We start from the raw sequence: 13,194 nt of genomic DNA, 5'->3' as shown, positions 1-13,194 counted from the left end.
ATTAAACGTTCATCTTTAATAAAAGTTTCAACATGAGGCTCTAGCCTTCCGTTGGGGGTTCCTGCATAAGCGACACGTTACGTTGCGGTTGAAATGTAGAAATCGCATGCTTGTACACCATTTGCTGACGTCCGTCACTATCAATAACGATGGTAAAGTTATCAAAGGCTTTGATTGTTCCACGAATCTGGAATCCGTTAGTTAAAAATACCGTTACAGGTATGTTTTCTTTGCGGAGTTGATTCAGAAATGTATCTTGGATGTTAATGGACTTGTTCATTTTTGCGGTACCCCCAATGAGTATCAATTAGTGTTCTAAACATTATAGTTCAAGATCAGGTATGAACTCTCCTTCTATTATAGCACGGATCTTCAGCAAATTCTCCGCGAAATCTTCATCACGGGTAACATCAATCCACTTAATATCATGCATATGTCGGAACCAAGACAACTGACGCTTGGCGAAATGCCGAGTATCTCGCTTGAGCTTAACTACAGCTTCTTCCATCGGAATCCCGTCTAGCAGGTGTTCTGCAATTTCCTTGTATCCTAATCCTTGCATAGATACCATCCCACGACTACAACCCGCGGATATCAATGATTCCACTTCTTCAACCAAACCTTGATTCATCATCTGATCGATTCGCGCTTCAATTCGGTTATATAGCAATTGACGGTCCATTGTCAAACCTATGATACATAGATCATATGGAGATTCCTTTTTCTGGGCAGCAAGCTGAGCCGACAAAGTAGTCCCTGTTAGGTGATAAATCTCTAATGCCCGAATAATACGCCGTTGATCATTGGGATGCAGACGTAATGCCGAAATAGGATCTATATTTTTTAATTTATCATGAAGAGCCTCATTACCAAATTGCTCAGCATAATCAAACTCTGCTTCCCGAAACGCTTCATCTGCCCCCGCCTCAGTGAACTGAAATTCGTAACAGACGGATTCTACATATAAGCCCGTGCCCCCTACGATAAAGGGAAGATGTCCCCTAGATGTAATTTGCGGAATCAATTCTCGGCAATACTCTTGAAACATCGCCACCGAAAAAGCTTCCTCAGGATTCAATATGTCGATGAGATGATGCGGAACCCCTTCCATGTCTTGTTCGTCAATCTTAGCAGTACCGATATCCATGCCTCTATATACCTGCATCGAATCTCCGGAAATAATCTCACAGGAGTATAATTTCGCCAAGGTTGTACTTAGCTTAGTTTTCCCTACGGCAGTAGGTCCAACCAAGACTAAAAGTTGTGGTTTCTCTTTAGTTGTCAAAGCGCGATCACTCCATAAGCAATTTTAGTATGGGATCTTTCATATACAGAGAATCCTAACCTGCTGAACTCTCCACTATCTCTTTTCTCCTTTAGTATAACCGTCTTGCGGGCAACTCTACAGGCTTCAGAGATCGAAAGTTCCATTAAGCTCTCTCCATTGGCAAATATGCGCATAGGAGATATGGAAGAAGATTCCATTACGGGATCGCGGAACATAGGGTCAAAATAAACAATATCCACACTTTTATCCGGAAGGGCTCGGAGTACATCCAAATGATTGGCATGCTGCACTTCAATCCGCCGGAGTGCTTCATCAAACTCTTTTACCCCAGAAGTGTAGGTCTTCAAACCCTCTTTCAATAATCCGTAGAGCGGCAAGGAACTTTCCACAGCAGTCACTCGACCTTCTTTCCCTGCGGCCAAAGAAAATACAATCGAATCGGACCCAAGGCCCGCTGTGCAATCTATAATCTGATCTCCCGCACTCACCTTAGCGATGTGTAACATTACATCTGACTCTCCTTTGAGGAGGCGTTTGGCTCGAACGAAAGACATACTCGGATGAAAGGCCATAGACGCATGGTCTGAAGTAATCAAGCGAATTCCTTGTTCCAAAATGACGAAGATAGCATCCGTCTGTTGTTGTGCAGCAAGTCTTGTAAGCGAAGTCCGGTTCCTGCGTACATAAGGAATGCCTAGTTCTACAGCCAGATGCTCAGCACGCCTCACTGCATCAGGAGCTTCGTGATCACCGGTTGTAATTATCAAATGTGTAACCCTCCGATCACATGACTCGTTTGAACATTTTTTCTAAATCGTAAGTTGAAAAGGAGACCACAATTGGTCGTCCATGGGGACAAGTGTAGGGCTGCTTAGAAGCGGAAAGCCGCTGAAGTAAAGTGGTAGCTTCTTCACTTGTTAGCTTTTGATTCGCTTTAATTGAAGCTTTGCAAGAACAAAGTATAGAAGAACGCTCTCTTAATTTGGCTAAATCTATCGCTCGTTCACTGAGCACCCAATCCGCCATCTCCTCCACAATAGAAGCTTCATCCCCTTCAGGGAACCAATAAGGATGAGATACAACGCGGAATGTGCCCCCGCCAAAATGTTCAAGAATGACTCCAGCGGTCTCGAACCAGTTAAGGCGAGTCTTCAGCTTCTCTGCATCTGCCGATGTGAATTCAAGTGTAATAGGAAAAAGCAACTCCTGCGATGCATCCGCTGGATTACCAAACTTCTCATAGTAATACTCATAATTAATTCGTTCATGAGCTGCATGTTGATCAATCAAAAACAAACTTTCTTGATTCTGTGCAATAAGATAAGTCCCGTGGTGCTGTCCTACATAATAAAGCTCAGGAAATGCAGGTAACTGCGCCTGCTGTCCTGCCGCTCCATATAGTGTCTCTGCCGGTATCACTGGATTGGGAATAGATCTTAGGTTAGAGTACATCGCTGAACCTTGGGCAGCCAAGGATGGTGGGCGTGCTGGGTTAGCATTTCGAAGAATGGATTCGTACCCCTTATCTTGCTGATTGTCTTGTTCTGCAGTTGGTTCTGTTCTTCGCTCACCTTGATTCGATGCAGCAGTGTGCGAGGTTCGTAGCAACGTAGTTGTATTTGGGATTTGTTCTGCTGGCATTCCAGCAGGATCAACGGATGGAATGTGCTGAGAGCCCAAAGAATTGTTAGATTTATTATTTTCATTAGTTTCAGTATTTTCATTTGTTACCATTGATTCATTGGTTTGAGTAAGCTTCAAATGAGAGAGATTTGAATCGTGTTTTGTTTTATCCTTCGCCTCAGGTCTGTACTTTGCACCATTATCTTCTCTAATGTGGTCTTGGGTAACTATCGGCACACTCAGAATAGACGAGCCTACATTCTCTTGCGGAGTACCTCCATTATTAAAATGAAACTGTTCTTGAATTAACGACGTGCTGTTTCCGCGCGTAGCGGATTGTTTCACTACATGAGGAATAAGTACTTGCTCTGCAAGCGCCCCACGAATACTCTCCTCTAAGAAGCTGTACAGCTCCTGTTCTTTGCTAAAGCGTACTTCGAGTTTGGCTGGATGGACATTCACATCGACTAGCGAAGGGTGCATGGACAACTGGAGAACAGCCAAAGGATACCGATTAATTGGTAACAATGTATGATACGCCCTTAACATTGCAGCTTGCAATCCAGCACTCCGAATATATCTTCCGTTCACAATCGTAGAAATGGCACTTCGATTCGATCTTGTTACATCAGGGCGAGCAATATATCCTTCGATCCGGTAGTCCAGATTCTCGGCTTCTATACGAATCATAGACTTGGCCGATTGAGTGCCATAGATGGAAGCAATGACTTGCAGCAAGTCGCCATTCCCTGGACTTTGTAGAAGAGAATTTCCATTGTGCTTTAAAGTAAATGCAATATTCGGATGCGCCAAAGCCTGCCGATACATCACATCTGAAATGTGACCTAGTTCCGTCTGAATAGTCTTCATATATTTCAGCCTTGCCGGCGTATTATAGAATAGCTCTCTGACCTGAATGTCTGTACCTAGTGGTGCAGTCGTCTCTTCGTTCTGCTTTAGTGATCCACCTTCGATCACAACCGTTCTACCCAGATTATGTTCTCCATGAGCGGAAATGAGTTCAACTTTAGCTACGGATGCGATGCTCGGAAGAGCCTCTCCGCGGAAGCCTAATGTACGAATTTGAAACAGGTCTCGGCTGCTGGAAAGCTTGCTTGTAGCATGTCGGTAAAAAGCAGTCTCGCAGTCATCCGGTTCCATCCCCATACCATTGTCTGTAACCCGTATTAACTGCAACCCACCCTCTTCTGTGGTCACTTCAATTTTTTTAGCGCCAGCATCTACCGCATTTTCTACTAATTCTTTGACGACGGATGCTGGTCGCTCCACCACTTCTCCTGCAGCGATCTGATTGGCAATATGATCGTCTAATATTTGAATTTGGCCCACGTACATCCCTCGCCCTCTTGAATTTATAGGTTAGATATCTTTCGCTTTCATTTTGAGTTCGTTAATAAGCTGCATTGCTTGTATCGGCGTCATATTCATGAGATCGGCTTGATGAATCATACTCATAATTTGTTTGGTTGCCTTGAGTAAAGTGTTCTGTTTCTCTTGTTGACAAGGCTCTTCTCCAAAGATTGAAAGCTGCACAACTTCCGCCCCTGACTCCGATCGATCCAGCTTTACGTCGCTAGAGATAGATTCCAGTTGCGAAACCGAAAAATCAGGTTCAGAAGAATCAGTATTTTGATAATCTGAGGACGGATGACCCTGCACTACCGCAAACTTTTGCTTTCCTGCAGCTTCTCTGTTCTTGATGCCTAAGTCAAAACCATAGTCAGATTCTATGTCCGTTTGCACCGAGTTGCTAAGGGTTATAGGCCCTTCTAGAGCACGCCCAGCCGCTGCAAGCGATACCCCTTGCTCTACTTCTTGTAGTAGATCATAGGCACGGTTAATAATACCGCTAGGTAGTCCAGCTAATCTCGCACAATAAATTCCATAACTTGTACTGGCAGCCCCTGGAATGAGCTTACGCAAAAAATGGACCTTATCCCCGCTCTCTTGCACAGCCATCGAATAGTTGCGTAGAGAAGACAAGCTGCTGTCCAAATGAGCTAGTTCATGGAAATGAGTGGATACCAGCGCTTTACAACCAATCTCATCGTGTACATATTCGATTACAGCTTGCGCAATCGACATGCCTTCTGTTGTCGAGGTTCCTCGTCCAAGTTCATCGATAATAATAAGACTCCGAACAGAAGCTTTCTCTGTCATTAGCTGAATATCGGCCATCTCTACCATGAAGGTACTTTGACCACCAATTAAATCATCCGCTGCACCAATCCGTGTAAAAATTCGGTCAATCAGAGGAATCTCTGCATGGGCCGCAGGTACAAAGCAACCGATTTGTGCCAAGATGACGATTAATGCTACCTGACGCATATACGTACTTTTGCCAGCCATGTTCGGTCCAGTAATAAGTAAGATACTAGCGTCTTCTTTGCTCAGATTCGTACCGTTCGCAATGAAACCTGTTCCTTCCATTACTGTCTCCACTACCGGATGACGTCCCTGTTCAACTACGAGATCATATCCATCCGTTAGCTTAGGCCTTACGAAGTTACCATCAGCACTTACAGCCGCTAAGGCGCGATAGACATCGATCTCAGCAATATATTCTGCGAGCTTTTGTAGTCGTGTAATTTGGTGATTCAATTGGTCTCTAAGTTCAGCGAATAAGGTATACTCTAGATCAACCATTTTCTCAGCGGCCTCTAGAATGAGTGCTTCCTTTTCTTTGAGCTCTGGTGTTACATATCTCTCGGCATTTGCCAGCGTCTGCTTCCGTTCGTATCGACCTTCAGGAAGCGAAGCCAGATTAGACTTCGTAATCTCTATATAATAGCCAAATATTTTGTTGTAACCGATCTTCAAAGATTTGATTCCGGTAGCGATACGCTCTTGGCTCTCCAGCTCTGCGATCCAGCGCTTCCCGTTCACACCCGCTTCGCGCAATGTGTCCAGATATTCATGATAACCCGCTTTGATGATTCCCCCATCTCGCACTGAAATTGGAGGCTCGTCTTCTATGGATGCATCAATTAAAGAGGCCAGATCTTGGCAATCATCCAATGCCTGTCCAATATGCTGAAGCGTAGTCGAACCTGAATCCAGACATAAATTTTTGAGGGAAGGAATTTGAAGTAGCGACTTCTTCAGAGCGATAAGATCCCGTCCATTTGCGCTTCCAAAGGCAATTCTGCCTACCAGCCTCTCCAAATCATAGATATCTTTGAGCAATACTTTGAGATCTTCACGTAATATGTAGGCTCCATGAAGTTGACCTACCGCTTCCAGCCGATCCTCAATTCGGGCCCGCTGGAGCAGCGGCTTATCGATCCATCTGCGCAGCATCCGTGATCCCATCGAGGTCTCTGTACGGTCAAGCAATGACAAGAGCGAACCTTTCTTAGAGCGTTCTCTCACAGTCTCTACTAGTTCAAGATTTCTACGGGTGAACGGGTCCAAAATCATATAATGATTGGGCTCATACACAGATATGCGCGTTAGTTGGCCCAGAGATCGCTTCTGTGTCTCTGACAAGTACCCCATCATTAAAGCCACAACATGACGCCGCTGCTCTTCAAGCCGGATCCATACGGCCTCGCCGAACTGCTTCCTAGCAAGCTCGTCTTTAGCTTTTTCCCACACAGTATAGACCGCTTGTACCCCTAAGTTAGCCGATTCCAGTTTCACAAATTCTAGCAAATCCGCATCGCCTAACACTTCAGCAGGACTGTACAGTGCAATCTCATCTCGCAGCCACTCACGGCTAGACGGTGATGATGTCACGTACAATTCCCCGGTAGAAAGATCACAGGTAGTAACCGCCATGATCCCCTCTTGCTCCGTCACACACAGAATGTAATTGTTAGCTTTCTCGCCAACGATCTTGCCATCCATGACTGTTCCCGGAGTAATGACTCTTACAATCTCACGGCGCACGATCCCCTTGGCTTCAGATGGATCTTCAACTTGTTCACAGATTGCGACTTTGAAGCCTTTTTCGATAAGCCTTTGTATATAATTATCCGCAGAATGATAGGGAACCCCGCACATTGGAATTTTATCCGCTGCACCCCCATCCCTTGCTGTAAGCGTAATCTCAAGTTCCTTCGAAGCTCGCTTCGCATCTTCAAAGAACATTTCATAAAAATCGCCTAGACGAAAAAATAGGAACGCGTCCTTCGCGCCCTCTTTAACTTTCAAATATTGTTCAATCATCGGCGTGTATTTAGCCATGACGTAACCTCCAACCCTTTTTCTACAGAATTCTATTATAGCAGAAAGAGGTGGATGCTTACGAGAGGGGGCCTAGATTCCAAAGAGCACGAATGTCTTTGCTTTCATCCCATGTTTTCCCCAGACGTACGGTCTCTAAAAAGGGTTCTAAGTATTTCTGATGTTCTATATAATCCGGCAAAGCACGAATCTCCCGATCCAAAGGAGCAAAAGCCTCGTTCAGCCTACGTTTGTTCCCTACATAGAATGCCTCATGGATGAGTCCTTGCTCCAAGGGACGTTGCTTAAGAATCCAATAATTGTTAGCAATACAAGTGGCCAAAGAAAGTGCGCCTTTGGTTACCCGCGGGGAGATGAGAAAACTCGGTAGTGTTCTATATTCAAATCCTCCATGACTTTGTCTGCGAAAATCGCCTAGAAAACCGTAACGAGGTCTTCTGAACCTACCTCGCTCATCTTCTATTAATGCCATTGGCAGAGCTAAGTAGTTATCTAGTGCTCGAAGTAAGTCTGAGGTTAAGGGTATGCCACTAAAATGAATATGTCCTCCTAAAGAGAACCCTTTGACCGGCATGGAACCGGCGAGCCATGTCCACTCTGCAGTCTGGGGAATCTGCCTTGCAGCAGCGCGAAGGGCATCCATTAGATGGATCACCAATTCTCTTGGACTGCTTGCAGGAAGGGGCCTTACCTCTGCTATAGGATAAATCGTGCGTTCGGAAGTACGAACCGCGTCACAACCTACAACACCTCCATGTTCCAAATATTTTGAAGCACTAATAATTTTTCCTTTTCCACGATCAACCACCAAAAACTCAGGGTCCATGCCAAGTAACATGGTCGATGGATGTTCACCTTGGAGCCATGCCAGCTCATTTTTTGCAAACCTTGCGAAGGATTCCAATGAATTTGTAGCTTCTGCTTTTGGGAGCGCAGAAATTGACGTAACCGTGAAGCCTGATCCCCCTAGCGAAGTAAGCACAACTTCCCCAAAATCGAGTCCTACTGTATAAAGAGCTCGAATCGCTATCCGCTCCAATCTTTTTTCCAAGGATGAGGAGATTAAGGGTTTTTCGTGATGATGAGTCTGCATGACTAAATGGCTCCCACTTAACTGCTCAATATCTACAGTTTTCAAATGAAATACTCGCACTAAGAAGCTCCGCACAAAACTAGACTTGGCTGGATGCCGCTCCATAAGATTGGCCCTAAGTCCTGCCCGCCGAAGCCTGCTTTCCACTTTCGCCAAGTGATCCAGCTTCATAGTGGCTTCGTGCGGATTGAGGATGATAACGCCAACTGCAGACCGCCTTCTAGTTGTCACGAACCCATCTGCTTGAACGGCTGTCATTGACCTGCGGAAGGGTTCACTACCTCTGTCTGGTTGAACATAAAGTTGATACTTCATTCGCTTGTCTCCCTCCTTCATCCTTGCAGTGCATCTGTGCTGCGGACAACCTTATCCAATTAAAACAAAAAAAAGAGGGCTTCCGCCCTCGTCGCTGCTCAGGCAGCCGCATAGTATACAGTATGAATTAGAGCTCATCATCCAGAAGATCAGGATCTAAATCCTCATAATCCCCGTTATCTCCGAAGTCAAAATCTTTGTCTTCGAAGTCGTTCCCACCCGGTACGACCAGCACGTTGATCTTGGTCTCAGCCACCAATTCAACAGCGAATTCGCGTTCAACTCGAATCAGAACACTGCCGTCTCCTGCAACACTGGCTTCGACTGTGCTAGGTTCCTGCGTCGCATCCGCAGAGACTTCCACCGTCGAAGACCGGTGCCGGGAATCTAAATAGGTAAGCGGCACATTTTCTACATAAGATACTTTTTCTTTCGCCACAGAAGTCTGTGAGTTTTTGTCGTACGAGTACCAGATGTTGATATCGTAAGTCCCAATAACTTCAATTCCGTCACCAGCAGCAACCGCCTCGTATTGGTGGTTAATGATCCAAGCCCCCAATATACTTGTCGGATTATTAGGCGGAGTCACGGTATGTGTTACGGTAGAGAACTTACGACCTTTGCCGCAGATCGCTTTCGTAATAATCTCTCTACTTTGATATTTCGATGACATTGTTTGAACCTCCTCCATACAATCATTCACTATCAAGTGTATGCAAGACATAGGCGAATGTTGATTACTTGGAGGCGTATATTTTTATATTTTTGCAAAAGTCCTTACGGACACTAGCTTTACTCACTCGGGACAACCCGCTCCACAATCGGATGACCGAACGCATTTTTGCTTTTTCGGGACGTTTGCAGATATAGACTCAGCTCTCGAAGCAGTTGTAAAATGGCAGATCGCACTTCGAATTCTTCGCGGCTGTGGGGCAGTTCCATCCGGGCATATTCCTTTTCTAGCTCCCCTAACATCTGCTCTGTGTTCCCCGTATAAATCTCTATCGTGACATCATGGGAGAGCTGATCGAACAAGACGGCCGCACTCTCTCCTTGAGGCATTTTCTGATAGACCTGAGAGATAAGCTGAAGCATACTTTCAATCCGGTGCAATTGCTCTTTCCTCATATAAAAATAGATCGTCCACGCTTCATTTGGGGAAATCAGCTGGTTATCTAAGGCTCGCTTCGCTGTGGATAATCCCGATTCAATCATTTCATTTGCTTGCGTAATTTCCTTCCCATCCCAGGCAAACGCCGGATTTCGTAATTGACAGGCAATACGGCTGAATATATCCGCAAATAGTCCATCTACGTTCCTTCTAATCTCGGTGAGCTTGTCCTCTTCTTTAGGCATATAGATCAGGTTCACCAGCATGGCACTACCTAGACCAATCAACAGCAGCATAACTTGCGTGAACATAATATTGAAGCTTAGCTCCGTGCCACCATAGACGCGGAATACAACGACAGAACTCGTAACGATACCTTCTTTGAAATTGGCTTTGGAGATGAGAGGGAAACCTACCAAAATATAGACGGCTAGCACCCAGATATGAAATCCAAATACATAAAATAGCACAAAGGACAATGACAACCCAAGTATAGAGGCAAAAAATCGAGAACTCACCGTAGTGATACTTCGCTTTCTCGTCACATCTACCCCTAAAATAGCGAGTAGCCCCGCAGACAACGGAGCCGAAATACCCAGCATATGGGCGATGAAGATAGATAGCACAGTTGCTACGGCAGTTTTAATTACTCTGAAGCCCATAATACACCTTCCATCTGTTAAAAATTCTGCTGTATCCTTATTTATCCTAAAGCATTTCCTGAAAAGCAACAAATCTCTCATCTCATGGCATACTAAAAAGGGAGCCCTAGCGCTCCCGAATTAATTTGCGTTCGATGTATACCACGAATTGATACATTCCTGTGGCAGCTAATGCGATTAAGACAAGACTTGCCAGCACTAACGTAAAGTTGAACACTTGGAAACCATAGATGATCAGATACCCAAGTCCAACTTTAGCTACTAAAAATTCACCCACGATAACCCCTACCCAAGCCATACCCACATTGACCTTGAGCGTAGATACAATAGCAGGAAATGAAGCGGGAAAAATGACGCTCCGAAAAACATCTCTCCGGCTCCCTCCAAAAGTACGAACGACCTTCACTAAGTTCGGGTCCACTTCGTGAAAAGCGCTATTGACAACTAGCGTTGTGATAATGACTGTAATCGATAACGTTGTCATGACGATCGCTGTGAATCCTCCGCCAAACAGCACGATGAATATAGGACCCAGTGCAACCTTGGGCATGCTGTTAAAGACAACCATATAAGGGTCCAAGACCTTAGAAAGGAATGGCGACCACCAAATAAGTATGGCTAGTAAGGTACCCACCAGCGTCCCGAGCAGGAAACCTACGGCCGTCTCGGTTAACGTCATCCATAAATGAGGCCATAGCTCTCCGCTGAGCATATCCTTCCCAATTTGCATGAATATTTTGGTGGGGTAGCTAAAGATCAGTACATCGATCCATTTGAAACGACCCGCAATTTCCCATATGAGCAGAAAGGTTAGCAAAATAGACATCTGCGTAGTGAGTACAATTCGTCTCTTCTTCTTCAATTGACGCCTGTGTTGCTGATGGATCATCTTCAGCCATGCTTGCTTCTCTTCTGGCCGCAGATGTCCTGAGTATTCAGCGGATGCTCCGGCTTTATTCATGTGAGCGTTCATTCCTTTCGCTCCGTGGCTTCAAGCTCTTTCCATATATGATGAAATAACTCATTGAAGCCTTCCTGTTCTCTTGCATAAAAGGGCTGAGATTCCCGGATATGCTCTGGCACTTCGAACGTTTTAGCGATGCGTCCCGGACTAGAGGCGAGGACAATCACTCGGTCGCTCACAGCAATCGCTTCGCCCAAATCATGCGTAACCAGCACGGCCGTTTTACGCTGAGCTTTCAGCGTCTCCGCAACCAAATCTTCAAGTTGAAGCTTCGTCTGATAGTCTAGTGCAGAAAAAGGCTCATCTAATAGCAGAAGCTGTGGCTCAGTTGCAAGGGTTCGAACAAGGGCCACGCGTTGACGCATTCCGCCTGAGAGTTGCGATGGATACAAGTCCATCGTCGCCCCAAGCCCCATACCTTCTAACAGATGAATCACGGTTTGCTTGCGCTCCTCTGTCAACGACTTCTGAAGTTCCAGACCAATTAGAGCATTGCTAAGTATCGTCCGCCAAGGGAACAAATAATCTTGCTGGAGCATATAACCTACCTCGGCATCAGGTCCGCTCACAGGACGTCCATGCAGCAAGACCTGACCTTTGGATGGAATCAACAACCCTGCCATCATGGAGAGGAGGGTCGTCTTCCCGCAACCACTGGGTCCAACAAGACTAATGAACTCCCCCGGATAGACGGAGAGATTCATCGATGCAATCGCAAGTGTGGCTTCGCGATCAGAGACGTAGACATGTTCAACTCCTTTTAATTCCATAACTGCATTCATTGGCACGCCTCCTCTCGGAGCTTAATGGGATTGCAACGCCTTGGTCGCGTAAGTGTTATCTACTAGCTGGGTTACGGGAATTCGCTGCTTAAGCTCTCCGGCTGAACTCATCACATTCAGTAAGTTATTCCATGAATCTTCGGAAAGAACTGGACTATCCGCATACGTACCTTGCTCTTTATAGCGCTTAATAGAACTGACGAGTATAGCTTGATCTGTATCTTTGAAAAAAGGTGCCACGGTCTTCGCAATCTCTTCTGGCGTATGGTCTTTCACCCATACCTGTGCTTTGCGAATCGCATTGGTGAACTTCTGCACCTGTTCACTATGTTCAGTCAAATAACTCTTTTTTGTCATATAGACCGTGTAAGGTAATTTACCACTTTCTGTTCCAAAGGAAGCGATCACATGGCCTTGACCTGTCTTTTCCAAAATGGAGGCTTGAGGTTCGAAGAGCTGCACATAATCCCCAGTTCCCGAGATGAAGGCAGCGGGAATATTAGCAAAATCAACATTCTGAATCAGCTCCAAGTCTTTATGAGGATCGATGCCGAACTTTTTAAGCGTGAATTCCCCGGCCATCTGGGGCATCCCGCCCTTTCTTTGGCCTAGGAACTCCGAACCTTTCAGCGAATCCCATTTGAAGTTTTGTACTTCCTTCCGTGCAACCAAGAATGTCCCGTCCGTCTGCGTAAGATCTGCGAAGCTAATCACAGGATCATCGGAACCTTGCTGAGATACATAGATGGATGTCTCTGCTCCTACCAGCGCAATATCGATGGCACCCGACAATAAGGCAGTCATCGTCTTGTCTCCCCCAGCTGTTGTGCGAAGCTCTACATCTAGTCCTTCATTTTTAAAATATCCATTAGCTAGCGCCACATACTGCGGTGCATAGAACACAGAACGAGTCACTTCGCCCAACTCGATTTTGGTTGATCCGCCGCTTCTCGTACATCCACTTAGCAAGACACTTAATATTATGATGGCAATGAGCCAAGCCGATGTGTATTTTCGCATATCTTTTCCTCCCCTGAGCTGGTTCCACTCCTGTTACGCTCCGTCTGCTGTAAGCTGTAAATATCCAGCCCATAGTCCACTGTATGCTCACCTCTATCAAAAGGTTAAAAGCAGATAATTTGCAACC

General features: G+C 45.5%; 11 protein-coding genes. All 11 read right to left on the bottom strand.

Annotated features, from left to right (window positions below; all coding sequences use genetic code 11):
* Positions 1–40: 40 nt before the first annotated feature.
* The gene (gene hfq / locus J2Z69_RS03500; RefSeq protein ID WP_209859162.1) at positions 41–280 is read right to left on the bottom strand and encodes an RNA chaperone Hfq; all 240 of its coding nucleotides are present in this window, start codon (positions 278–280) and stop codon (positions 41–43) included.
* A 42-nt stretch (positions 281–322) separates the two neighbouring features.
* The gene (gene miaA, locus J2Z69_RS03495) at positions 323–1,285 is read right to left on the bottom strand and encodes a tRNA (adenosine(37)-N6)-dimethylallyltransferase MiaA (protein WP_209859160.1); all 963 of its coding nucleotides are present in this window, start codon (positions 1,283–1,285) and stop codon (positions 323–325) included.
* Positions 1,282–2,055, bottom strand: coding sequence for a class I SAM-dependent methyltransferase (locus tag J2Z69_RS03490; protein WP_209859158.1), 774 nt, complete (start codon positions 2,053–2,055; stop codon positions 1,282–1,284). Before J2Z69_RS03490 ends, miaA begins: the two co-directional genes overlap by 4 nt.
* 16 nt (positions 2,056–2,071) lie before the next feature.
* Complete coding sequence (gene mutL / locus J2Z69_RS03485) at positions 2,072–4,267, bottom strand: DNA mismatch repair endonuclease MutL (RefSeq protein WP_245338934.1); 2,196 nt, start codon at positions 4,265–4,267, stop codon at positions 2,072–2,074.
* Positions 4,268–4,291: 24 nt separating this feature from the next.
* Positions 4,292–7,120 (bottom strand): DNA mismatch repair protein MutS, encoded by a 2,829-nt coding sequence (mutS, locus tag J2Z69_RS03480; protein WP_209859154.1) that lies wholly within the window; start codon positions 7,118–7,120, stop codon positions 4,292–4,294.
* Positions 7,121–7,178: 58 nt separating this feature from the next.
* Positions 7,179–8,528, bottom strand: coding sequence for a putative amidoligase domain-containing protein (locus J2Z69_RS03475; RefSeq protein WP_209859152.1), 1,350 nt, complete (start codon positions 8,526–8,528; stop codon positions 7,179–7,181).
* A gap of 127 nt (positions 8,529–8,655) precedes the next feature.
* Positions 8,656–9,201 carry an outer spore coat protein CotE gene (cotE, locus tag J2Z69_RS03470; protein ID WP_209859150.1) on the bottom strand — a complete coding sequence of 182 codons (546 nt, stop codon included), beginning with the start codon at positions 9,199–9,201 and terminating at the stop codon, positions 8,656–8,658.
* Between the two features lie 119 nt (positions 9,202–9,320).
* Positions 9,321–10,301, bottom strand: coding sequence for an aromatic acid exporter family protein (locus J2Z69_RS03465; RefSeq protein ID WP_209859148.1), 981 nt, complete (start codon positions 10,299–10,301; stop codon positions 9,321–9,323).
* A gap of 106 nt (positions 10,302–10,407) precedes the next feature.
* Complete coding sequence (locus J2Z69_RS03460) at positions 10,408–11,190, bottom strand: ABC transporter permease (protein ID WP_425354980.1); 783 nt, start codon at positions 11,188–11,190, stop codon at positions 10,408–10,410.
* An 80-nt stretch (positions 11,191–11,270) separates the two neighbouring features.
* Entirely contained in the window at positions 11,271–12,047 is a 777-nt protein-coding gene (locus J2Z69_RS03455; RefSeq protein ID WP_209859144.1) for an ABC transporter ATP-binding protein, read from the bottom strand.
* 21 nt (positions 12,048–12,068) lie between these two features.
* The gene (locus J2Z69_RS03450) at positions 12,069–13,067 is read right to left on the bottom strand and encodes an ABC transporter substrate-binding protein (protein WP_209859142.1); all 999 of its coding nucleotides are present in this window, start codon (positions 13,065–13,067) and stop codon (positions 12,069–12,071) included.
* Between the last annotated feature and the right edge of the window lie 127 nt (positions 13,068–13,194).

The sequence above is a fragment of the Paenibacillus shirakamiensis genome, from assembly GCF_017874255.1.
GTDB lineage: Bacteria > Bacillota > Bacilli > Paenibacillales > Paenibacillaceae > Fontibacillus > Fontibacillus shirakamiensis.
This window is presented reverse-complemented; position numbering and strand designations above follow the sequence as displayed.